Source organism: Nocardia sp. NPDC052566 (assembly GCF_044547285.1).
GTDB lineage: Bacteria > Actinomycetota > Actinomycetes > Mycobacteriales > Mycobacteriaceae > Nocardia.
The window spans coordinates 1100267-1123401 of record NZ_JBIUAF010000001.1 but is presented as its reverse complement, the minus strand read 5'-3'; the positions used below and the strand labels follow the sequence as shown (position 1 = coordinate 1123401).

General features: G+C 69.9%; 19 protein-coding genes. 9 read left to right on the top strand and 10 right to left on the bottom strand.

The features are described 5' to 3' along the window. Positions 1 to 157: 157 nt before the first annotated feature. From ACIG5A_RS04515 to ACIG5A_RS04490, 6 genes are read left to right on the top strand one after another with little or no spacing between them, the layout of a single operon-like run. Positions 158 to 1474: a DegT/DnrJ/EryC1/StrS family aminotransferase gene (locus tag ACIG5A_RS04515; protein ID WP_397237643.1), complete on the top strand. Its 1317-nt coding sequence runs from the start codon at positions 158 to 160 to the stop codon at positions 1472 to 1474. Positions 1475 to 1489: 15 nt separating this feature from the next. After that, positions 1490 to 2428, top strand: coding sequence for a sulfotransferase (locus ACIG5A_RS04510; protein ID WP_397237641.1), 939 nt, complete (start codon positions 1490 to 1492; stop codon positions 2426 to 2428). Positions 2429 to 2432: 4 nt separating this feature from the next. After that, entirely contained in the window at positions 2433 to 3248 is an 816-nt protein-coding gene (locus ACIG5A_RS04505; protein ID WP_397237639.1) for an SDR family NAD(P)-dependent oxidoreductase, read from the top strand. 49 nt (positions 3249 to 3297) lie between these two features. Next, complete coding sequence (locus tag ACIG5A_RS04500) at positions 3298 to 4173, top strand: family 3 encapsulin nanocompartment shell protein (protein ID WP_397237637.1); 876 nt, start codon at positions 3298 to 3300, stop codon at positions 4171 to 4173. Between the two features lie 9 nt (positions 4174 to 4182). Next, positions 4183 to 5472, top strand: coding sequence for an NAD(P)/FAD-dependent oxidoreductase (locus tag ACIG5A_RS04495; protein ID WP_397237635.1), 1290 nt, complete (start codon positions 4183 to 4185; stop codon positions 5470 to 5472). Between the two features lie 5 nt (positions 5473 to 5477). Further along, a complete protein-coding gene (locus ACIG5A_RS04490; protein WP_397237633.1) occupies positions 5478 to 6200 on the top strand; it encodes an aspartate/glutamate racemase family protein in 723 nt (240 codons plus the stop codon). Positions 6201 to 6215: 15 nt separating this feature from the next. On the opposite strand, the gene ACIG5A_RS04485 is transcribed toward ACIG5A_RS04490, so the two are convergent. Together ACIG5A_RS04485 and ACIG5A_RS04480 are read right to left on the bottom strand one after the other, a co-directional pair. Further along, a complete protein-coding gene (locus tag ACIG5A_RS04485; RefSeq protein WP_397237631.1) occupies positions 6216 to 6497 on the bottom strand; it encodes a hypothetical protein in 282 nt (93 codons plus the stop codon). Continuing rightward, positions 6494 to 6643, bottom strand: a complete 150-nt coding sequence (locus ACIG5A_RS04480; RefSeq protein WP_397237629.1) for a hypothetical protein — start codon at positions 6641 to 6643, stop codon at positions 6494 to 6496. Before ACIG5A_RS04480 ends, ACIG5A_RS04485 begins: the two co-directional genes overlap by 4 nt. Positions 6644 to 6749: 106 nt before the next feature. Between ACIG5A_RS04480 and ACIG5A_RS04475 the strand changes: the two genes are divergently transcribed. After that, positions 6750 to 7355: a TetR/AcrR family transcriptional regulator gene (locus ACIG5A_RS04475; protein ID WP_397237627.1), complete on the top strand. Its 606-nt coding sequence runs from the start codon at positions 6750 to 6752 to the stop codon at positions 7353 to 7355. Positions 7356 to 8086: 731 nt separating this feature from the next. Continuing rightward, a complete protein-coding gene (locus tag ACIG5A_RS04470; RefSeq protein ID WP_397237625.1) occupies positions 8087 to 10003 on the top strand; it encodes a BTAD domain-containing putative transcriptional regulator in 1917 nt (638 codons plus the stop codon). Here ACIG5A_RS04470 and ACIG5A_RS04465 read toward each other — a convergent pair. Genes ACIG5A_RS04465 through ACIG5A_RS04455 form a run of 3 tightly spaced genes read right to left on the bottom strand, consistent with a single transcriptional unit; the run spans position 9992 to position 12353 of the window. Continuing rightward, complete coding sequence (locus ACIG5A_RS04465) at positions 9992 to 10768, bottom strand: thioesterase II family protein (RefSeq protein WP_397237623.1); 777 nt, start codon at positions 10766 to 10768, stop codon at positions 9992 to 9994. The two genes, ACIG5A_RS04470 and ACIG5A_RS04465, sit on opposite strands and share 12 nt — an antisense overlap. 14 nt (positions 10769 to 10782) lie before the next feature. Then, positions 10783 to 11448 (bottom strand): 4'-phosphopantetheinyl transferase, encoded by a 666-nt coding sequence (locus ACIG5A_RS04460; protein ID WP_397237621.1) that lies wholly within the window; start codon positions 11446 to 11448, stop codon positions 10783 to 10785. Then, on the bottom strand, positions 11445 to 12353 hold the full coding sequence (locus ACIG5A_RS04455) for a metallophosphoesterase family protein (RefSeq protein ID WP_397237619.1): 909 nt from the start codon (positions 12351 to 12353) through the stop codon (positions 11445 to 11447). The genes ACIG5A_RS04460 and ACIG5A_RS04455 overlap by 4 nt, the downstream gene beginning before the upstream one ends. A gap of 176 nt (positions 12354 to 12529) precedes the next feature. On the opposite strand from ACIG5A_RS04455, the gene ACIG5A_RS04450 reads away from it, so the two are divergent. Then, the gene (locus ACIG5A_RS04450) at positions 12530 to 13195 is read left to right on the top strand and encodes a class I SAM-dependent methyltransferase (protein ID WP_397237617.1); all 666 of its coding nucleotides are present in this window, start codon (positions 12530 to 12532) and stop codon (positions 13193 to 13195) included. A gap of 112 nt (positions 13196 to 13307) precedes the next feature. On the opposite strand, the gene ACIG5A_RS04445 is transcribed toward ACIG5A_RS04450, so the two are convergent. From ACIG5A_RS04445 to ACIG5A_RS04425, 5 genes are read right to left on the bottom strand one after another with little or no spacing between them, the layout of a single operon-like run. Next, positions 13308 to 14393, bottom strand: a complete 1086-nt coding sequence (locus ACIG5A_RS04445) for an HAD-IIIC family phosphatase (RefSeq protein WP_397237615.1) — start codon at positions 14391 to 14393, stop codon at positions 13308 to 13310. 15 nt (positions 14394 to 14408) lie between these two features. Next, the gene (locus ACIG5A_RS04440) at positions 14409 to 15518 is read right to left on the bottom strand and encodes an acyl-CoA dehydrogenase family protein (protein WP_397237613.1); all 1110 of its coding nucleotides are present in this window, start codon (positions 15516 to 15518) and stop codon (positions 14409 to 14411) included. After that, on the bottom strand, positions 15515 to 15790 hold the full coding sequence (locus ACIG5A_RS04435) for an acyl carrier protein (protein WP_397237611.1): 276 nt from the start codon (positions 15788 to 15790) through the stop codon (positions 15515 to 15517). The genes ACIG5A_RS04440 and ACIG5A_RS04435 overlap by 4 nt, the downstream gene beginning before the upstream one ends. An 11-nt stretch (positions 15791 to 15801) precedes the next feature. Next, positions 15802 to 16638 (bottom strand): 3-hydroxyacyl-CoA dehydrogenase family protein, encoded by an 837-nt coding sequence (locus ACIG5A_RS04430; RefSeq protein ID WP_397237609.1) that lies wholly within the window; start codon positions 16636 to 16638, stop codon positions 15802 to 15804. After that, positions 16638 to 23126: a type I polyketide synthase gene (locus ACIG5A_RS04425; protein WP_397237607.1), complete on the bottom strand. Its 6489-nt coding sequence runs from the start codon at positions 23124 to 23126 to the stop codon at positions 16638 to 16640. The genes ACIG5A_RS04430 and ACIG5A_RS04425 overlap by 1 nt, the downstream gene beginning before the upstream one ends. Between the last annotated feature and the right edge of the window lie 9 nt (positions 23127 to 23135).

Below are 23135 nucleotides of genomic sequence, written 5' to 3'. Positions count from 1 at the left end.
ACGTGGATCTCGTTGTTGGACAATCGATTTCGAATATCCAGAATGAACCTTCGGTGTACCGTTGCGCACACGCGCCACCGGGGCCACGCAGGAACCCGGCGGGGCGACGAGGTGGCGGCTCGCCGATGGCTTTTGGGTAGTTGGGCAGGGAATCACGATGGCGGACAACGAAGTCGACCATTCGGTAGCGGAGTGGCAATCGCCCGCCGCGCGAATGGCAGCCGATACGACACTGGCCCTGGACGGCGGTAGTCCCGTCCGGCGCGCGCCGTGGCCGACATATGACAGGGGTGCGGTGTGCGTCCACCCCGATGACGAGGAGGCGGCGCTGCGCGCGATCCGCAGCCACCTCTATTTCCGATACGACTACCGTCCCGCGCACGAGACCGAATGCGGCAGGTTCGAGGCGGATCTGTGCCGCTACTTCGACTGCGCGCACGCGCTGGCCACCTCGAGCGGCACCACGGCGCTCGCCCTGGCCATCATGGCCGCGGGCATCGAGCCGGGCAGCCTGATCGCCTGTCCCGGTTTCACATTCGCCGCGACGCCCAGCGCCATCGTGCTCGCCGGATGCCGTCCGTTCCTCGTCGACATCGACGAGAACCTGCACCTGGACGTGGCCGATCTGCGCAGGCGGTGGACACCGCAGGTGAAGGCGATCATGGTGGTGCACATGCGCGGCTTCGCCGCGGATATGGGCGCGCTGATCCGCTTCGCCGACGAGATGGGCGTGCCGGTCTTCGAGGACGCGGTGCCCGCGCTCGGCGCGGAGCTGGACGGCCGTAAACTCGGCACCTTCGGCCTGGCCGGCGCGTTCAGCACCCAGTCGGACAAGTCGCTCAACAGCGGCGAGGGCGGGTTCCTGGTCACCGACGACAGCGCGCTGTTCGCCCGCGCCACCGTGCTTTCCGGCGCGTACGAGGGGCGGCTGCGGCGGCACTTCCCCGACGGTGAGCCGCCGATCGCCACCGACCTGGACCTGCCGCTGCTGAGTTTCCGGATGGACGAGATCCGGGCCGCGCTGCTGCGGGCGGAGCTGACGCGCCTGCCGATTCGGCTGGCCGAGTTCCGGCGCAACTACGACTACGTCGCGGCGGCGCTGGCCGATGTCGACGGGATCGCGATCCGGCAGCCCGTGGCGCCAGGTGCGTATCTCGGCGAGGCGTTCATTTTCCGCGTGCCCGACAGCGGTGCGCAGTGGTTCGCCCGTGCGCTGTGCCACGAGGGCATCGAGGCGCGCAATCTCGGTTCCGGCGCCGACACCAATATTCGGGCCTTCTGGAACTGGCGGTTCATGTTCTCCGGCATGGACACCGCGGCCGTCAAAGCGCTGCTGCCCAGCGCGACCCGCTATCTGCAAGAGGCAGTGGATATTCCGCTGTCCTCCACGCTGTCGCAGGCGGACTGCGACGAGCTCGTCGCCGCGGTGCGCAAGGTCGCGGGCGCGCGCACGGCCACGCTGACCACGAGCTGAGAAGGCGATCGGCAGATGACGAACACACCGCTCACCGTCCTGTGCATCACCGGATGGTGTCGCAACGGCAGCACCATCATCGGCAATATTCTCAACGAGATCCCCGGGTTCTTCCACGTCGGCGAGTTGCACTTCCTCTGGCGCAACGCCGCGGGCCGCGGCGCGAACGAGGAGTGCGGCTGCGGGCGCAAGCTGGTGGATTGCCCTGTCTGGTCGACGATCCTGCCGGTCGGGCGGCCCGCGGGAATCACGTTGGCGCAGCACGCCGATACGGTCGTGCGGCACCAGCTCGCCACCGTGCGGACCAGGCACACCTGGCGAGTGCTCGGCCGTGGCCTGCACAACGAGCAGATCCGCGCGCACGCCGCCTTGATGACCGAGGTGTATCACGCCATCGCGGCGCGCAGCGATGCGCGCGTGATCGTCGATACCTCGAAGGTGCCCGGCGAGTCGGCGCTGCTCCCGCATCTCGACGGAATCACCCCGTACTACGTGCATCTGGTGCGCGATCCACGGGCGGTGGCCCAATCATGGAGCAGGCCCAAGGAATACGTGTACGAAATGTCGCCTGGTAAGAGCACCGGCTACTGGACCGGGTTCAATCTCGCCGCGCACGCGATCACCCGGCGCTACCCGGAACGATCGATGCTGTTGCGGTACGAGGACTTCATCGCCGAACCGGAGGCGACGATCGATCGGCTGCTTCGGCTGTGCGACAGCGACCCGGCGGCCAACCCGGTCTCCGACCGGACCGTCGACCTGCACACCAATCACACGGTCACCGGCAACCCGGACCGCTTCCATGTCGGCGCCACCGTCATCCGTCCGACCGACAACACTTGGCGGACAGAGCTTTCCGCGGCGGATCGCCGCACGGTCGAGGCGCTGTCGTGGCCGCTTGCGCGCCGATACGGCTACGAGCTGGGCAGCCCCAACTCGAACGGCAGGGGCTAGCCGCATGGATCTGGGTCTCGAACACAAGGTCGCGCTGGTGGCGGGCGGGTCGAGCGGTATCGGCCTGGCGATCGCCAGGGAGCTGGCCGCCGAGGGCGCGCACGTCGCACTCGGCGCACGCGACGCCGGGCGGCTCGCGGCAGCGGAGCGGGCCGTGAAAGAGGTTGCGCGCGCACGGGTGCACACCACCAGCGTGGACATCACCGACAGCGCCGCAACCCACCGCTGGATCGACACCGTCGCCGCCGTATTCGGCGGGCTGCACATCGTCGTGATCAGCGGCGGCAGTCCGCCCGGTGGCACCGCGGCGTCCTTCGGTACCGCGGACTACCGCGCCGCCGTCGACGATATCTTGATACCTGCCGTCGATGTGGCGCTGACGGCGCTGCCCCATCTCAGGCGGGCGCAGTGGGGCCGAGTGCTGTTCGTCGCCTCGGAGACGGCGAGCGTCCCGCTGAGCGGCCTCGCGCTGTCGGGCGTAACCCGCACGGCCATCACGCGTTTCGCGCAATCGCTGGCCGCCGAGGTGGGCCGCGACGGCGTCACCGTCAACGTCCTCGCGCCGAGTGCGACGCACACTCCCCTGCTGGAAAGGGTTGCGGCGCAACGATCCGGCGACGGCGATATCGACGATCAATTGGCCGCCATGGGCAGCCACACGGCGCTGGGCCGGATCGCCCGTCCCGACGAGCCCGCGGCCGCGGCCGCGTTCCTGGTGAGCGCGCGAGCCTCCTACATCACCGGCACGGTGCAGCTGGTCGACGGCGGTGCGAGCGTACTCGGCCCGGCCGCGTGGCGATCTCCCGCGAAACCTGAATGAACAGCCCAGGTCTCGGCAGCGTTGCCGATGACACGAAAGGAATACCGCAATGTTGAACACGGATGGCGTCAAGCAGACGCTGGCGCAGGTCGTCGCGGACCGCAAGCACGAGCTCTCGCCGGGGCGGATGTTCGTGGAGGCGTGCCTCGAGCACGGCCTCGACGCGGCGGTCGACTACGACGTGACCATCACCGATTCGCTCACCAGCTCGCGCCGCAAACCGCGTAACCCGGCCCGCAACATGCTCAAAGCCATTGATCTGTCCCGTGATCCGCGCCGGTTCTACTGGCACGAGAGCCCGCCGACCGCGACGGACGCGCCGATCGAGGGCGCCGAGGTGCGCCGCGAGCTGGCCAGCCGATTCCACAAGTCGCCCATCCCGGAACTGCTCACCACCACGGCCTGGGTGCAGGTGCCGCCGGGACTCTGGGAAGACCCCGAGACCTTCGAATCCTTCGTCAACTACCGGCTGATCGTGCGGCTGTGCACCGCTGAGAACGTCACCATCATCAGCGGCGAGGGTGGTCTGCTGAATATGCCGGGCATCGCGCGGATGACCGAACCCGGCCCCTTCGCCTCGACGATCCTGCGCGCCTGCAACGAGATCGAGCAGATGGGCGGCACCGCCGACGGCATGATCATCAACCCGGTCGACTACTACCGCGCCATGGGCGACGGACGCCTGATGGACGATCTCGAACAGAACGGCGTGTTCATCGTCCGCACCCGCCTGGTCGAGCCGGGGACCGCCATCGTCGGCGACTTCGGCCACGGCGCACAGCTTTTCGACGCGGGCCGTTCGGTGATCCGCTTCGCCGAGCCGCCCGAGGGAACCTTCACCGAACCGGGTGTGGCGCTCATGGCGCAGATCTACGAGCGGGTGGTGGTCAACCTGCCCACCAATTTCTTCGTCGTCACCGTGTAGGCAGGCGTCGTGACGAGTGAGGAGGCGGCACCCGTGCGCGACGACCCCGACGTGGTGGTCGTCGGCGGCGGGGTCGCCGGTCTGTTCTGCGCCTATCACCTGCGCCGCGGCGGCGCCTCGGTCACCGTGCTCGAGCGGGGCGCGCTCGGCGGGCCGCAGTCGTGCTCATACGGGAATACGGGTTTCGTCGGCACGCACGGGGCCGCGCCGCTGGCCGAACCCGGGCTGCGGTCGTTGCGCGCGCTCGGCATGCTGAATCCCGACGCGCCCTTCTATGTCGCACCGCGTGCGGATCGCGAATTACTGCGCTGGCTCTGGCATTTCGGGCGCGCCTGCGCTCCCGAAGCCGCGGCGGCCGGTTTCCGCGCACTGGTCGGCATGAAGAAACGCAGCCTGGAGCTGCTGCTCGAGCTGTGCGCGTCGGAAAGCATCGCGGCCACGTTCGCGTCACCCGGCATCGTGCTGACGTACAAGACGGCGCAGGGTTTCGCCGATGCCGGTCGCACCGTGCCGCGCGCCGTGGCCAGCGGGATACCGCTGCGTGTGCTCGGGCCCGGTGAGCTCGGCGAGCTGGAGCCCGAGACCCGGTTCGACATTCACGGCGCCCTCTACAACCCGGAGGGCGCGTATCTGCGTGTGCCCGCGTTCGTCCTCGAATTCGGGCGGATGCTCCGCGAGATGGGCGTCGACATCCGCGAGCACACCGACCTGACCGGCTTCGAGATGAAGGCGGGGAAAGTCGAACGGCTGCACACGAATCGGGGCGATCTGCGCCCTCGTGACATCGTCCTCGCGGCAGGCGCCTGGTCGGCCGAATGCGCGCGCATGACCGGCGTCGACCTGACGCTCCAGCCGATCAAGGGCTACAGCGTCACCGTCGACATGCCGCCCAGCGGCCCGAGCAGGCCGGTGCTGCTGAGCGAGGGCCGCGTGGCGATGGTGCCGCTGGGTGATCGCCTGCGCATCGGCGGCAGGCTCGAACTCACCGGAATGAGCGATGCCGTGTCCGAACGACGGGTGCGGGGGATGCTGCGGACCGTCCGTGCATACCTGCCCGCGCTGGAGCGGACGCGAACGCACGAAACCTGGTGTGGGCTCCGGCCTTCCACACCCGACGGCCTTCCGCTGATCGGCCGCGCCGGCCCGCGCAACCTGCTCATCGCGGCCGGTTACGGCCATATCGGCATGGGGCTCGCCCCGGCGGGCGGCGAACTCGTCCGCCGGATCCTCGCGGGCGAGCCACCCGACACCGACCCGAATCCGTTGCGGCCGGACCGTTTCGGCGCCCCGAGGAGGTGAGAGCAGTGACCACGATCGGCGTACTCTGCCTCGACACCACGTTCACCAAGATCCCCGGCCACATCCGCAATCCCCTGACCTTCGACTTCCCGGTCGTCTATCAGGTGGTGCGCGGCGCAACGCCGCGGCGGATGGTGACCGAGGCGGATCCGGCCCTGCTCGACCCTTTCCGCACCGCCGCAAGGGAACTCGAAGCCCAAGGGGTGGCCGCGATCACCAGCGGCTGCGGCTTCCTCGTCCTGTTCCAGCGGCAACTGGCCGCCGCCGTGCGGATCCCGCTGTACAGCTCCAGCCTCATCCAGCTGCCGATGGTGCACCGCATGCTCGCCCCGGACCGCAAGGTCGGCCTGCTCGTCGCCCAGAAGGACGCGCTCACCCGGCGGCACCTGGCCGCGATCGGCGGCGAGTCGGTGCCGGTCTGCGTCGCCGGGATGTCCGAGCACCCGGAATTCCGCGAGGTCATCCTCGACGGCCGCGGCGAACTCGACCCCGAACGCCTCGGCCGCGAGGTGCTCACCGAGGTCGAGCTGCTGGCCGCGGCCAACCCCGACCTGGGCGCACTGGTCATCGAATGCACCGACCTGGTGCCCTACGGTCACGCCATCCAGCGCCACCTCGGCATCCCGGTCTTCGACATCGTCACCCTGACCACAATGATCTACCGCAGCCTGCACCACCGCCCCTTCACCGGTACGCGGTCACCAGCCGTGCTGACCGGCACACAGTAAGCGCGCCAGCCGATTTCAGGGCAGCGGGAGCTCGTCGAGAACGCGCACCTGGACCGAATCCGCGATGACGCCGCCGTGGGCGATCTCCTCCTCGACGCCGGGGCGCGAGCGCCAGCCGAACGCCTGCTCGGGCGATTCGAATCGGACGATGACGAGCAGGCGGTCCGCTTCCTTCGGATCGGTGAGCACGAGGACCACTTCGCCGCCCGCCGCCTTGCGGCGTTCGGCGCCACCGGCGAACGCGGCCGTCCAGTGCGCGACATCCCGGACCCGTTGATCGACAACCAGATACGTCATTTCACTACCTCCCGCAGGCACGGCCGCACACCGCGGACCGCATCGATTCCCTTGTCGATCCACTGATTTCGCGGCCGCTCACGCGAGGGCGACCCCTCGTGCGCCTCGCCAGGACCGCGCAGCGATTTGAAGACCCCCACGATCATTCGATACCTCCCTATGCATTCAATGCACTGCTGTGCATTTACTGCAACCTAGTATATTGATCGGGGAGCAAGGCATGTCAAGGTGCCGATCGGAGGACGACAGCGGATGACCGAGCCCACGACCGAGGCGGGCGCCGGACGGGTGGCACAGCGCAGGCGCACCCGCAAGGCGATCGTCGACGCCACGATGACACTGCTCGAGCGCGGCGCCGAACCGTCGGTGAACGACATCGCCGCGGCGGCCGATGTCTCGCGCCGCACCATCTACCTGCACTTCCCGACGCTGGATCAGCTGATGCTCGACGCGACACTCGGGCTGCTCAGCGCGGGCACCGACGCGCTGCTCGAGCAGGTCGGCTCCGACGACCCGCTGGTACGGGTGACAGCGCTGGCCCGCGCCATGGGCGCCGACATCGACACCCTGCTGCCCCTGGGACGGCGGCTGATCAAGCTGACCGTCGACGCCGCCCCCGCCGCGGACGGACCGCGCCGCGGCTATCGACGGGTGCGCTGGATCGAATGGGCGCTGGCGCCGCTGCGCGACCGACTGAGCGAGAACCGATTCGACGAACTCGTCTCCGGCGTGGCGATGGTGCTCGGCTGGGAGGCGTTCGTGGTACTGATCGACGTCCGCGGGCTGACACCCACGGATGCAGTGGAGTTGAGCACACGGACGGCGGCGACCCTCGTCGAGTCGGCAATGCGGCCGTAGCGGCGATCCGTACACCGAGGGGCCCACCAGCCGGACCCGGCCGGTCGCCACCAGCAGCGATTCCAGCGATATTTTTACCGCGGTGACGAATATCCCCGATCGAGCATAATTCGACCGATTAGCAGCCACGTGAGCTAATCGAATTCAATGACGCATCGGCCACATCCACAACCCATTACAGATGCGCCCAACACGTGCAAGATTGCATTATCCGGAAACGCCTGCGATGAATATCACCCATCGCCGAACAGCCGGTTACACGAACCTGAAAGCGATATTAGAATTACCTTGCCACGACCTGGCCACAGAGCCAGATTCTGCTTGAATCCCGACTTTTTCGGCGGCGACCGGACCAGCGACACGAGCGACTGCCCGGCCTGGCCGCACACGGACCGACCGAGCGGACAGCCCTGCGGGACAGGCGATCCCATGGCTGATACGCCGCCGATCACGGGTGGCGACACTCCGGCGGGAAGCTCGCCACTGGTCACCCGACCAGGGGAAAGAGGGTCACCACGGCACGACCCTTAAGCGAAAATTAGAGCACCCTAAAGTTTTCACTGTTGCCGAATACTATAACCTACGGTAATAAATATCTGTCTGGTACCGTCAGTTGCGGTCTCGACGACCACTTCACCCGCCGAGGAGGAATTTGAAAGCTGTATCAAAACGATTCTTCGATAATGGTCACATGTGATGTCAAGTATTCGTTTTGCTCCAGAAGGAGAGTTGTGGAGTTCCAGATTCTCGGCCCGTTGGTCGTTCGCTCGGGGGATCGTGAGGTGGCTGTTTCGGCGCCCCGGCAGCGGATCGTGCTGACAACGCTGTTGCTCAATCCCAACAAGGTTGTCTCGGTCGGCCGCATCGCGCAGTTCGTCTGGGACGACCCGCTGCCGCCGAGCGCGGCGGCCACGGTACGCACCTATGTGATGCGGTTGCGCCGGGTACTCGGCGCGTTCGGGGCGGAGCGAATCCAGACGTGCGCGCCCGGTTATCTGATCCGTATCGAGGACAGCGATACCGATCTCGGGCGATTTCTCGCGCATCGCGCGGCGGCGAAAACGCTTGCCGTTTCGGGTGATCTGGCCGGCGCCGTCGCGGAACTCGACCGTGGCCTCGGTCTGTGGCGCAGCGATCCGTTCGTGGACGTGCCGTGCGCGCGACTACACGAATCCGAGGGCGTGCACCTGGGCGAGCTGCGGCTGCAGACCCTGGGCTGGTGGGTGGACATGCAGCTGGAGCTGCACCGGCACGCCGAAATCCTGCCTGCCCTGCGCCGAGTCGTGCGCGAGCAGCCACTGAACGAGGCCTTCGTCGGCAGGCTCATGCTCGCGCTGTTCCACTCCGGCCAGCAGTCCGAAGCGCTCGGCCTCTACCAGCGCGTGCGCACCGACCTGATCGGCCAGCTCGGGATGGAGCCCGGCACGGAGCTCCGCGCGATCCAGCATCGGATCCTGCGTGGCGAGCGGGATCCGGTGGCTCCCGCGGTGCAGGCGCCACGCCCCGAGGCGCCGCCCGCCGTGGCGCGGGTGAAAGTGCCGACGCCCGCGCAGCTCCCGCCGCAGCCGCGCGACTTCGCGGGGCGGACCACCGAAATCCATCGGCTGCGCGCGTTACTCACCGGCCAGGTCGAGGCGCGACGGCCGACGGCGACGGTCGTCGTCACCGGGGCGGCCGGGATCGGGAAGACCAGCCTGATGCTGCGCGGCGCGCACGCGGCCGTCGGCGAATTTCCGGACGGCCAGCTCTATGCCAGCTTCGAGAGCCAACCCGGTACGACGGTCGAGCCGATGGACCTGGCCACGCGCTTCCTGAGCGAATTGGGCGTGCCCAGATCCACCATTCCGGACGGAGAGACCGACCGGCTCGCGCTCTACCGTTCGGTGGTCGCGCGCCGCCGGGTCCTGATCGTGCTCGACGACGTCTGCGCCGCGTCCCAGGTCCGCCCGCTGATACCGGGCAGCGGTGCGAGCCGCGTCCTGGTCGGCAGCCGCAAACGCCTGGCCGACTTCGACGGGACGAACACCCTCGTCCTCGATCCGCTCGGCGAGCACACCGCGATGGATCTGCTCACAGGCATCGTCGGCAAGGCCCGCCTCGACGCCGAACCCGAGGCCGCCCGCACGATCGTGCGTGCCTGTTCCGGCCTGCCGCTGGCCCTGCGCATCGCCGGGCTGCGCCTGCGCAGCCGCCCGAACCGCAGCATGGACGACCTCGCGCAGCGACTCGCCGACCCGCAGTGCGTGCTGGACGAACTGCAGGTCGGCGACGCGGCGGTGCGCTCGGCGCTCGATCGCGTGTATCAATCACTCGGCCGCTGCGCCAGGGCGGGCAATGATCTGCGCAAAGCCTTCCGCTGGCTCGGCATGATCCCCAACCGCTGTGTCCGGCCGCGCACGATGGCCGTGCTGCTCGACTGTTCCGAGGCACGCGCGGAGGAACTGCTCGCGGATCTGGCCGATGTCCATCTGCTGCGCGGGCAGGGCGGTGGGAACTACACGATGGACCGGCTGAGCGCGTCCTTCGCCTGTGAGCGCATGTATCAGGAAGAGCTGTCCGGGTATTACATCGCCGCGCTGCGGCGGCTCAACCGGCACGGCTACACCGCCGAGCTACCGGTCGTGCCCTCCGGGCGACTACCGGGCTGACCCGTTCGCCGCCGACCGATTCGACGCGGTCTTCACGAAATGCTCGGAGATCACGTCGAGCACTCCGGCGGCATTGCTGTTCAGGAAGAAATGGCCGCCGGGGAAAACCCGAATGTCGAAGGGGCCCTGCGCATGCCGGGCCCATTCGCGCGCCTCGTCGACGGTCGTCTGCGGATCGTGATCACCGGTGAGCGCGGTGATCGAGCACGGCGGCGGGCCGTCCGGCACGAACCGGTAGGTCTCCACCGCGCGGTAGTCGCTGCGCAACGCGGGCAGGATCATCTCCAGCACCTCCGGGTCCGCGAGCAGCTCCGATTCGGTGCCGCCGAGGGCGCGCACCTCGGCGGCGATGCCCGCGTCGTCGCGCAGGTGCACCGATTCCGCATGGCGCAGGTGTGGTGCGCGGCGCCCGGAGGCGAACAGGTGCAGCGGCTGGTCCGGATTGTCGCGCCGGAGGCGGCGGGCCACCTCGAAGGCGGTCACCGCGCCCATGCTGTGCCCGAACAGGGCGAGCGGCCCGGTCCAGGTCCGCATGATCTCGTAGATGTGGTCGGCCAGTACGCCGATATCGTCGATGCCAGGTTCGTTGCGCCGGTCCTGGCGGCCGGGATATTGGACCGCGATCACGTCCACCGCGGGCGCGAGCGCCCGTGCGACGGGCAGGAAATAGCTGGCCGCGCCGCCGGCGTGCGGGAAGCAGACCAGGCGGTGCGCGGCCCCGTCGGCCGGTTGCAATCGGCGGAACCAGTTCTTTTCGTCGTCCATGGTGTCCTCTCTGCCTATCGGATAGGCCGTTCGATGACTATCGAGGTGAGCAGCAGGCCGTCGGAGGCGATCCATCGGCCGTCGAATCCGGTGAGCGCGCGCCCGTCGACCAGCGGCGGGTCGACCAGCAGGCGCGCGGTGAAGGTGCCGTCCACCGCGGGGCGCACGTCGGCCTCCGCGAAATCCAGGAACCGGCGGGTCAGCGGAAACCAGGCTTTGTAGACGCTTTCCTTGGCGCTGAAGAGCAGGCGGTCCCACGAGACGCCCGGCCCGTCTTTTGCCAACCGCCGCAAGTGATTTCGTTCGGCATGCGCGGCGACGGCGTCGAGTACTCCGGCGGGCAGGGCGGCATTGGGCTCCGCGTCGACGCCGAGGGTGCGCACCTCGCCTTCGTGCGCGAGCGCGCAGGCGCGGTATCCGTCGCAGTGGGTGATGCTGCCGACTACGCCGTCCGGCCATACGGGGGCGCCGCGCTCCCCCGGCACGATGGGCACCGCGGGCAGGCCGAGTCGCGCGAGCGCGGCCCTGGCGCACCAGCGTGCGGTGGTGAACTCGTTGCGCCGCTTGGCGACCGAGTATCCGAGCGCCGCCTCCTCCTGTGGAAAGAGCACGACCGGTGTATCCGGATCCCCGAAGGACTCCACCGCGGCCACCGCGGCGGGCAGTATCCGCGCGATCACAATCGCCCCGCCCCGAACCACATGCCCGCCGGACGGCCGGTGTCCGGCAGGATCTGCCTCGGCCGGCCCGGCTCGCCGCCGCGCGGGCGCCACTCGCGCGGATACCCCAGCGACACCTCCTCGAACCGGACGCCGTCGTGCCAGGTGGTGCGCGGGATGTGCAGGTGCCCGTACACCACGGCGGCGGCGCCGAACCTGGTGTGCCAGTCGGCCGTTCGCTCGGTACCGCACCACTGGGCGAAGATCGGGTAGTGCAGGATCCGCGTCGGGGTACGCACCAGCGGATAGTGATTCACCAGCACCTTGGGCATCGCGGGATCGCAAGCGCGCAATCGCTCCTCGGTGGCGGCCACCCTGGCCGCGCACCACGCCTCCCGGTCCGGATAGGGATCCGCGTGCAGCAGGAATTCGTCGGTGCACACCACACCCGTCTCGTGCGCGATGGCCAGCGCCTCCGCCTTGGTGGCGACGCCGTCCGGCAGAAAGGTGTAGTCGTAGAGCAGGAACAGCGGTGCGATCAGCACCGGTCCGCCGGGTCCGTGCCAGATCGGGTACGGATCCTCCGGGGTCAGTACCCCGAGGCCGCGGCAGAGCTCGACGAGCCGGTCGTAGCGGGCGACGCCGCGCAGGGTCACCGGATCGTCTGTCGGCGTCCACAATTCGTGGTTGCCCGGCGCCCACACCACCGTGGCGAAGCGCTCGGCGAGCAGGCCGAGCGCCCACTCCACATCGGCGAACCGTTCGGCGACGTCACCGGCGACCAGGAGCCAATCCTCGGGTGAGTCCGGGCGCAGCCGCGCCACGATATCCCGGTTCTCCTGGTGCCCGATGTGCAGATCGCTGAGGGCGAGCAGGCGGCCGTTCGCCGCGGCGCGGCGGGCGGTGGAGTTCGGATGATCGGGCACGTTTCGCAGCGTATGGCCGGGCCGTGGCTCGACCGTCACGCCGTGATATCGCCGGGACGCGCGCCACGCCACGGAAACGATATCCGGCTGCGCCACCATCGAGTGCGCCGCGGCGATCTCGCCGTCCGAGGGTCGCCGGTGGGCACCGTCCTGACCGCTCCCTACGAAGGATCATCGTGGCTGATCAGATCGCTCTCACCACCCAGCTCACCGACTACGTCCGCGACGTCTCCCTGCGGGAGGACGACATCCTGCGGGAACTGCGGGAGGAGACCGCGGACCTGCCGGGCGGCACGGCCATGCAGGTGCTCGCCGAGGAGGGCCAGCTGCTCGGCGTGCTGGCCCGGCTCGCCCGCGCGCGCTCGATACTCGAGCTCGGCACCTTCACCGGCTACAGCACGCTGTGCCTGGCCCGCGCGCTTCCCGCCGACGGCAGGCTGGTCACCTGCGATATCACCGACCGGTGGCCGGCGATCGGCATGCCGTACTGGCAGCGCGCCGGGGTGCGCGACCGCATCGACCTGCGCGTCGGCGACGGTTGCGCGACGCTGGAAACGATGCTGGCCGAGCAGGGACCCGAACTCTTCGATCTGGTGTTCATCGACGCGGACAAGGCCAATTACGCCCGATACTACGAACTTTCGCTCGACCTCGTGCGGATCGGCGGTCTGATCGTGGTGGACAACACCCTGTTCTTCGGGCGGGTGGCCGATCCCGGCGCACAGGATGCGGACACCGAAGGGGTGCGCGAGCTCAACGACCGCATGCGGTCCGATGACCGGGTGGCGATCAGCATGCTGACGATGGCGGACGGCATCACCCTCGCGGTGCGCACGAGCTGATCGACGACAGGCTCGCGGCCACCGGCAGGGTCGCGGGCTCCCATGGTCACGAAATACACAGTGTCTCGGCGCAATTCGCCGAGACACTGTGCTATCCGCCATGTGCTGTTCGTCAGCGCGGTGCTGCGCTCAGATCGGTCGCGTCGAGCCGCGTGGTGGTCGACCCGCTCCACGCGGCCGGGTGCAGGTGCAAGCGCTCGACGCCCGCCACCTCCGGTGCGGCCAGCGCGTCACGGCAGGCACACGGTTCGTCGTCGAAACCGGCGAACCGATAGGCGATTTCCATCATCCGATTGCGTTCGGTGGGCCGGAAGTCCGCGACGAAATGCGCACCGGCCCGGTGCGCCTGATCCCCGAGCCAGGCGAGCAGCGTCGATCCCGCACCGAACGAAACCACCCGGCACGACGTGGCCAGCAGCCGCAGATGCCAGACGGCGGAATGCTTTTCGATCAGGATGACCCCCACCGCACCGTGCGGGCCGAACCGGTCGCGCATGGCCGCGACCAGCACCTCGTGCCGCGGATCCCGCAGCAGCGCACGCAGTGTCGCGTCCGAGTAGTGCACGCCGGTCGCGTTCATCTGGCTGGTGCGCAGCGTCAGCTCCTCGACACGGGACAGCTCCTCCTCGGTGGCGCGCCCGATCCGCAGCACGAGCTCGAGCGAGCGCAGGAAATCCTCGTCCGCGCCCTGGAATTCGGCGCGTTCGGCGTCGCGGCGGAACCCGGCCTGGTACATCTGCCGCCTGCGGCGCGAATCGACCGTGCTGGTCGCGGGAGTGAATTCTGGTAAGCCGGTGAGTGTTTCGGCCATCTCGGCCGGATAGCAGCGCACCTCGGGCAGGTGGTAGGTCACCTCGGCCCGCTCGGCGGGTTGATCGTCGATGAACGCGACGGCGCCGAGCGCGAAGTTCAGCGTCTCCGCGATGCGGCGCACCGCGTCCGACTTACGCCCCCAGCCGATCTCGGGCAGGACGAAGTAGTCCGCGAGCCCGAGCTCGACCAGCCGGGCCCAGGCCGTGTCGTGGTCGTTGCGGCTGCACACCGACTGCAGGATGCCGCGCGCGTCGAGCTCGGTGATCACCGCACGGATCGACTCGGGCAGCACCACCTCGCCGTCCTCGAGCAGCGTGCCGCGCCACAGCGTGTTGTCGAGATCCCAGACCAGGCACTTCACCGTCGGTACCGATTCCGCGGTCATCGCCGCCTCCCTCCGTTACGCATTGGCCAGCGCGTGCTCGGCCAGCAGCAGCAGGCACATCTCGTTGCTGCCCTCGATGATTTCCATGCACTTGGCATCGCGATAGGCGCGCGCCACCGCGTGCCCGTCGCGGGTGCCCGCGGAGGCGAGCACCTGGACCGCGACCGCGGCGCCGCGGGCCGCCTCGGTGGCGCTCACATGTTTGGCGAGCACCGTGGCGAACACCTGGTCCGGCAGCCCCTCGTCCCAGCAGCGGCTGGCGTGCTCGCAGGCGCGCGCCGCGGTCTGCTCGGCGATCAGCAGGGTGGCCAGGTGCCCGGCGACGAGCTGGTGCTCGCCGAGTGGACGCCCGAATTGCTTGCGCGACTTGGCATGTGCGCCCGCGGCCGCGAGGCAGGCGCGCAGGATGCCGACGCAGCCCCAGGCCACCGACATCCGGCCGTAGGCGAGCGCGGTGGTGACCACCAGCGGCAGGAACTGGCCGCCGCCGCCCAGCAGATTCGCCGCGGGCACCCGGACCTGGGTCAGGCGCAGGTCCGCGTGACCGGCGGCGCGGCAGCCGAGCGGATCCGCGATGCGGTCGACCCGCACACCGGGGGCGTCCGCCGGCACCACCACCGCGCCGGCGCCGCCGTCGTCCAGCACGCCGACGACAACAATGAGATCGGCGTACATCGCGGCCGTCGACCAGGTCTTGTGCCCGTCCACGACGACCGTGTCCCCGTCGCGGACGATGCGCGTCCCGATGGCCGAAAGATCGCTTCCCGCACCGGGTTCGCTGAAGGCGACCGCGGCGAGCCCGCCACCCGTGAGCCGCGGCAGCAACGCGGCCCGCTGCCGCTCGTCACCGAGCCGGGTAATGGTCCAGGCCGCCATGCCCTGTGAGGTCATGACGCTGCGCAGTGAGGAACACCGGCTGCCGACGTGCGCGGTGAATTCGCCGTCGCGGGCGCTGTCCCAGCCGAGGCCGCCGTGCGCCGCGGCGACCTGCGGGCACAGGTATCCGGCCGCGCCGAGCCGGGTCAGCAGCTCCCGCGGCAGCTCGCCGCGGCGATCCCACTGCTCGGCCTGATCACCGACGAGGTCGGTGATCAGCGCCCGCGCCGCGGTGAGCTCGGCGCTCACCGCTCGCCCTGTAGCCGCCGCACCAGCGCGACCATGTTCACCACCGTGCGAAAGTTGTCCAGCCGCAGGTCTTTTCCGCGGATGGAGATGCCATGGGCCTGCTCGAGGAAGACCACGAGCTGCATGGCGAACAGTGAGGACAGCCCGCCCGCGGCGAACAGATCCGCCTGCGGATCCCAGGAGCGCTTGGTCTGCGCCGTCAAGAACTCCAGCACGCCCTGCTCGATGGCGGCGTCGGTGGCCTGCTCGACCTGAATGTTGGTTGCTTCCACTGTCTTTCTCCTCAATTCGTGTACTCGTAGAAACCACGGCCGGACTTGCGCCCGTGGTGGCCGAGCCGGACCTTCTCCAGCAGCAGGTCGCAGGGACGGCAGCTTTCGTCGCCGGTGCGCTCGTGCAGCACACGCAGCGAATCGACCAGGTTGTCGATGCCGATCAGGTCGGCGGTGCGCAGCGGCCCGGTGCGATGGCCGAGGCAGTTCTCCATCAGCGCGTCGACCTCGTCGGCGCGCGCGGTACCCTGCTGGACCACCCGCGCCGCGGTGTTGATCATCGGGTGCAGCACGCGACTGGTCACGAAGCCTGGCGTGTCGCGGACGACGACCGACTGCTGGCCCAGCGCGACCAGATGGCGTTCGAGCTCGACCATGGCGTGCCCGTCGGTGCGCGCGCCACGGATGACCTCGACCGTCCGAATCAGGTACGGCGGGTTCATGAAATGCGTGCCGACCACGTCCTGCGGCCGCCGCGCGAAATCGGCGAGCTCGTCGATCGGGATCGACGACGTATTCGACACCAGCGGCGTGCCGGGCCGCACCACCGCCGAAAGCTCCTCCAGCACTTTCGCTTTCACAGCCAGGTCCTCGGTGGTCGCCTCGATGACGATGCTGGCCTCGGCGAGGTCGGCGAGCGCGGTGGTGGTCGTCAGCGCACCGGGCGCCACGTCATCGGCGAGCTTGCCCATCAGCTGGGCCATCCGCACCTCCGCGCTGATCCGCGCGCGTGCGGTCGTCAGCCGGTCGTCGTCGACGTCGACCACGACGACCGGCAGCCCGCGCACCAGCGCGAGCGTGGCGATACCGACGCCCATCACACCCCCGCCTACCACGGCGATATTCATCAATCAACCTTCCTTTCAGTGCGTTCCGGTCGGGACAGGATCGAATCGAGCCAGTCGGAGACGGCGCTGCTCGTGGTCGCGGCGTGCTGTTCCAGCATCGAGAAGTGGTCGCCTGGCACGTCGATGACGGTGTGCGCGCCCGGCCAGCTCGAGCGCCAATCACCCACCGCGGGCGCCGATTCGCCGAGCGGGCTGGAGGCGCGCACCAGCAGGGTCGGCGCCTCGACCGCGGGCGGGCGGTAGTCGTCGAGAATGCGGAAGTACTTGCCCATCGCGGTGAGTCGCGCGTCGTCCATCGGGACCGCCTGTTCCTCGCGATCGAACATGCCGCGCAGCAGTACGTCGTTGAACTGGGTCATCGCCTTGTCGGTGGACAGGTAGGTGTCGAGCAGGACGACGGCGGCCGGGCGGACGCCACACTCCTCCAGCCGCGCGGCGACGCCGTGCGCGGCGATACCGCCCGAGGAGGAACCGAGCAGCACCAGTGGGCGTTCACTGCCCACCCGCCCGAGAATCTCCTCCGCCTGGTAGTCGAACAGCGCCGCCATCGTCGACGGGAGCCGCTGGCCGGGCAGGAAACCGGGCGCCGCCAGCGCGCTCGCACCGTAGGTGCCGCGGAACTGCGCGACGAAACGCGCGTACTGGTGGCCGCCGCCGAGGGCGACAAGTGAACCGCAGCAGACCAATTCGGGTGCGTCGTCGTGCACGGTGATCCGCACCAGCTCCGGCGGATCCTCGGTGTCGCGCAGTTGCGCGGCGGTATGGAACTCGGGGCGAAGCGCGCTGACGTTCTTGAGCAGTTCGATGGCCTCGTCGGATTTGCCGCGCCGGCACAGCTGCCGGAACAGGGTGCTCACCGGATCGGGGTCGGCAGGGACCGACGGTCCGGCCGCGGCGCGCGCGGGCGAACCGGCCGCGGAGTTCCATTCCGTGACAACCAGTTCGGCGAGTGCGGCCGGGCTGCCGCTGCTGAACACGACCGTCGGGAGCAGGCTGATCCCGAGTGCGGCGGCGAGGCGGTTGCGCAGTTCCAGCGCGGTCAGCGAGTCGAAGCCGACCGAAAGGAACGGGTCGTCGGCGCCGATCGCGGCGGCGTCGGCGTGACCGAGCACCTCGGCGGCGTACTGCCGCACCGTATCCAGCAGGATGGCGCGGTGTTCGCCGGGGTGCGCCGCGGCGAGGCGGTCGCGCAGCCGCTCGTCGGTCGCGGACGCCGCGGGGCCGCCCGCTCGGACCAGCGAGCGCAGCAGCGGCGGTACCCGGCCGCCGCGCACCGCGGCGAGGTCGAGATCGGCGGGGACGAGCAGCGGGTCGGGGACGGCGCACGCCGCGTCGAACAGCGCCGCGCCGGTCTCCGCGGACAGACCGTGAATTCCGCTGCGGCGCATGCGATTCAGGTCCGCGTCGGACAGGTCGGCGGTCAGCTCGCTGCGCTGCTCCCACAGGCCCCAGGCGAGCGATTTCGCCGGGAGGCCGGACCGGTGCCGGACGGCCAGCACGGCGTCCATGGCGACATTGGCCGCCGCGTACGCCGACTGCCCCGGCCCGCCGAAGACACCGGCGATCGACGAGTACGCCACGAACGCGCGCAACGGCAGGCCGAGCGTGGCCTCGTGCAGGTGCCACACGCCGTCGACCTTGGGGCGCAGCACCGCACTCAACCGCTCGGGGGTGACATCGGGCAGGAGGGCGTCGTCGAGCACACCTGCCGTGTGCACGACCCCGATCAGTGGGTGCTGCTGTGGAATACGGGCGAGCATCGCGTCGACGGCGGCGCGGTCGGTGACGTCACAGGACTCGATGCGGACCCGCGCGCCGAGTGCGGTGAGATCGGCGACCAGTTCCTCGGGCGCCGCCGCCGGTCCCCGCCTGCCGACGAGCAACAGGTGGCGCACACCATGATTGATCACCAGATGCCTGGCGAGAATGCCGCCGAGCGTGCCGGCGCCACCGGTCAGCAGGACGGTGCCAGTGCCGTCGAAGAGCTCGGTCTCCGCCACGGCGGCGCGCACACGCGCGAGCCTGGGGACGTGAATCGCACCCGCCCGCAACGCAACCTGCGGTTCATCACTGGCCAGCACTCTATCGAGCAACTGAATCGTCGCGGCGGGGTCGTCGGTGTCGAGCAGCACGAACCGATCCGGATTCTCCTGCTGGGCCGAACGGATCAGCCCCCAAACCGCCGCGCCCGCGATATCGAGCGGCTCCGCGCCGAGATCGACAGCGCCACGGGTAACTATGACCAGCGGCGGGCACCCCTCGGCAGGCAGAGCAAGCCAGGCGCGCAGGTGGTCCAGGATCGCCGCCGTAGTGCTGTGCACCGCCGCGATACCGGAACCGATTGGCGGACAAGGCAGCAGCACCGCATCGAGACCGATGGTGTCGGCCCCGATGGCGGGCGCCGCATCGAGCGGCAGCAACCGCTCATCACCATCGCCGAGTACAGCGAAACGGGATGCGATCTGCGGTACATCGCCCGCGAATTGGTCGTCACCGAACACGGCGCGGCCAGACCCGGCATGCATTGCGCCGCCCGCGAGTCCATCGTCGCCGAACACGGCGCGGCCGGACACGATCTGCGGTGCATCGCCCGCGAGTTCATCGTCACCGAACACGGCGCGGCCGGACCTGGCATACGTTGCGCCGCTCGTGAACCGGTCGTCGCCGGGCACGGCGCGGTCGGATGAACCCTGCGGTACGCCGCCCGCGAAACCGCCGCCGCCGAGCGGTGCACGGCCGGACTCAGCATGCGGCACACCGCCCACGGAACCGTCCTCACCGAGCGGGGCGAGGCGGGGCGCAGCCTGCGGGGTGCCGCTCGGGGTTGCCTCCTCGAGGACGGGCCATTCGACGCGGAACAGTGAATCGGTCGGTGCGCGTAGGGAATCGAAGGAGGCGGTGCGCATGGTGAGGGTGCCGACGGTCAGGACGGGGTGGCCGTCTTCGTCGGTGACGTCGAGTGATACCGCGTCCTGGCCCTGTGGGCGGAGGATGACGCGTAGCACTCGGCCCGCGGGGACGTCGGACCAGATGCGGACCTGGTGCCACGAAAAAGGCAGTGGCACACCGGTTGCGGTGGGCTGTGCGGCCGGGTCGGTGTCGGCGTCGGCATCGCGGAGGGTGATCGTGTGCAGGAAGGCGTCGAGGAGTGCGGGGTGCACGCCGAAACCGCTCGCCACGGTGTCGGGCAGCGCGACCTCGGCGCACACCTCGGCGCCGGAGGACCACGCGGCGCGCAGGCCGCGGAAGGCGGGGCCGTACTCCACGCCGCGCGCGTCGAGCAGACTATAGAGCCGGGCGACGCGCATCTGCCGCGCGCCCGCGGGTGGCCACGAGGCGGGCGGCACGGGCGGTACGGCGGCGGCCGCGGGGGCGAGCACCGCGCTGCCGTGCCCGGTCCACTCCGCCCCGGTCCACTCCACGTCGGCGTCACGATCCGCTGGCCTGGAATGGATTTCGACGGTGCGGCGACCGCTCGGGTCGGGCGCGCCGACGGTCAGCCGCAGGTGCACACCGGCCCCCTCGCCGGACAGCACCAGCGGCGCGGCGAGGGTGAGCTCCTCGATCGATTCGCACCCGAGGCGCCGTCCGGCGTGGGCCGCCATCTCGAGATAGGCGACGCCGGGCAGCAGGACCGTGCCGCGCACCGCGTGATCGGCCAGCCACGGCTGGGTTGCCACCGAGAGCCGACCGGTGCAAACGGTACCGCCGCAAGGCAATTCGACCGCGGCCCGCAGCAGCGGATGACGCGGATCGTCCTGTCCGATGGCGGCGGGATCACCGGCCGCCGCCGTCGGGTCGAGCCAATACCGTTGCCGTTGAAAGCCGTACGTCGGCAGCTCCACCGGGCGCGCGCCCGCCTGGTCGAACACCGGCCGCCAGTCGACCGGCAGCCCGGCCACGTCCGCCTGACCGAGCGCGGTCAGCAGGCGGCGCGCGTCGCCCTCGTCGCGGCGCAGCGTGTCGAGAACGGTGACATCGTCGAGCCCGGCGTCGACGGCCGCGTCCTGGATGTTGAAGGTCAGCGTGGGATGCGGGCCGACCTCGACAAAGGTCCGGTACCCCGCGTCGAACAGAATCCCGGCGCCGTCGTGAAAGCGCACGGCCTGGCGCAGATTGCGGAACCAGTACTCGGGCCCGAGTTCGGCGGGCCGCACCCATGCCGCGTCGGTGGTGGACAGCATCGGCACCGTTCCCTCGCCGGGCGTCAGACCGGCGAGCGCGTCGAGCAGCGGCGCGCGGACCGCGTCCACGGCGGCGGAGTGCGGTGCGTAGTCGATCGCGGTGCGGAAGGACATCACGTCCGCGGCCTCGGTGAGCAGCTCGTCCAGCGCGGCCGCCTCCCCCGCGAGCACCACCACGCGCGGGCCGTTGACGGCGGCGATCGACAGGCGGTCGCCGTGCCCGTCGATCAGCTTCTCCGCCTCCTCGACCGACAGCAGCACGGTGGCCATCGCACCGGCGCCGGTCAGCGTCGCCAGCGCGCGGCTGCGCCCGACGGCGACCGCGGCGGCGTCCTCGAGCGACAGGATTCCGGCGATGTGCGCCGCGGCCACCTCGCCTTGGCTGTGCCCGATCACCGCGGCGGGCTCGATGCCGTGCGCCCGCCACACCGCCGCCAGGGACACCAGCACCGAGAACAGCACGGGCTGCAGCGCGGCTACGTCGTCGATCGATGGCGCGCCCGGTTCCTGCCGCAGCACCGCGAGGGGTGACCAGTCGAGGTGGCGGGCGAGCACGCGTGCGCACTCGGCCATGCTCGCGGCGAAAACCGGTGAACTGTCCAGCAATTCGCACGCCATTCCATGCCACTCGGCACCGAGACCCGGAAAGACGAAGACTGCTTTGCCCGGCTTGCCCGCCGTGGTGGCCTCACGGTCCGCGCGCGCGAGCGCGGCCACCGCGTCGAGCAGTTCGGCGCGCTTCTCGCCGACCAGCACCGCGCGCTCGCCGAACCGGGATCGGCACAGCGCCAGCGACATTCCGACGTCGGCCGGATGCAGGTCCGGTTCGGCGGTGACGTGCGCGTGCAACCGCTCGGCCTGCGCGCGCAGGGCGGCGGGTGTCCTGGCGGACAGCAGCCACGCGGTGGGACCGTCGGTGCGCTCCGGTGCGTGCGCGTCCGGGTCGGCGGGCGCGGATTCGAGCAGGAGGTGCGCGTTGGTCCCGCTCGCGCCGAAGGACGACACCGCGGCCCGGTGTGGCCGCCCGGTGACCGGCCACGGCGTCGCGGCGGTCAGCAGTGCGACTTCGCCCTGGCGCCAATCGATCTGGGTGCTCGGCTCATCGATGTGCAGCGATCGCGGCAGCGTCCCGTGCCGCATCGCGAGCACCATCTTGATCACGCCGCCGACGCCCGCCGCGGCCTGGGTGTGCGTCAGATTGGATTTCAGCGAGCCCATCAGCAGCGGGCGACCGGGCGGACGGTGCGCGCCGTAGACATCGAGGACCACTTGGGCCTCGATCGGGTCACCGAGTACGGTGCCGGTGCCGTGCGCCTCGAGCGCGTCGACCTCGGCGGGCGACAACCCCGCGTTGCGCAGCGCCTTCTCGATGACCCGCCGCTGCGCCGGGCCGTTGGGCGCGGTCAGGCCGTTACTGGCGCCGTCCTGGTTCACGGCCGAACCGCGGATGACCGCGAGCACCGGGTGACCGTTACGCCGCGCGTCGCTCAGCCGCTCCAGCAGCACCATGCCCGCACCCTCACCGAAGGCGGCGCCATCGGCGCTGGCGGAGAACGACTTACAGCGGCCGTCCGCGGCCAGCCCACCCTGCCGCGACGCGCCGCTGAGCACGCCGGGCCCGGACATCACGGTGACGCCGCCGGCGAGGGCGAGCGAGGTGTCGCCGGCGCGCAGTGCCTGGCAGGCCAGGTGAACGGCGACCAGCGAGGAGGAGCACGCGGTGTCCAGGCTCACCGCGGGCCCCTGCAAACCGAGCAGGTAGGACACGCGGCCGGAGACCACACTGGGAATGGTTCCGGTGCCGAGGAATCCGGCCAGATCCTCGGGGGTGTGCCCGAGCCTGCTGCCGTATTCGCTGTTGATGACGCCCGCGAACACGGCGGTGTCGCCGCCGCGCAGGCTGCGCGGCGTGATACCCGCGCGCTCGATGCTCTCCCAGCAGACCTCGAGCAGCAGCCGCTGCTGCGGGTCCATGGCCAGCGCCTCGCGCGGTGAGATCCCGAAGAAGCCGGGATCGAATTCCATGGCGTCGCACAGGAATCCGCCCGCGAGTTCGGGTGTGCCCGGTTCCCGTGGCAGGTCCCAGCCGCGGTCGGCCGGTGCGGGCGTGACCCCGTCGCGTTCGTCGATCAGCAACTGCCACAGCTCTTCCGGCGTCCGCACGCCGCCGGGGAAGCGGCAGGCCATGCCGACGATCGCCACCGGCTCCCGCTCCCGCTCGACCAGCCGGTGGTTCTCCTGTCGCAGCTGCTGGTTGTCCAGCAGGGCGGCGCGTAGCGCCTCGACAACCTGATCCGTTGTCATAGCAGTCCT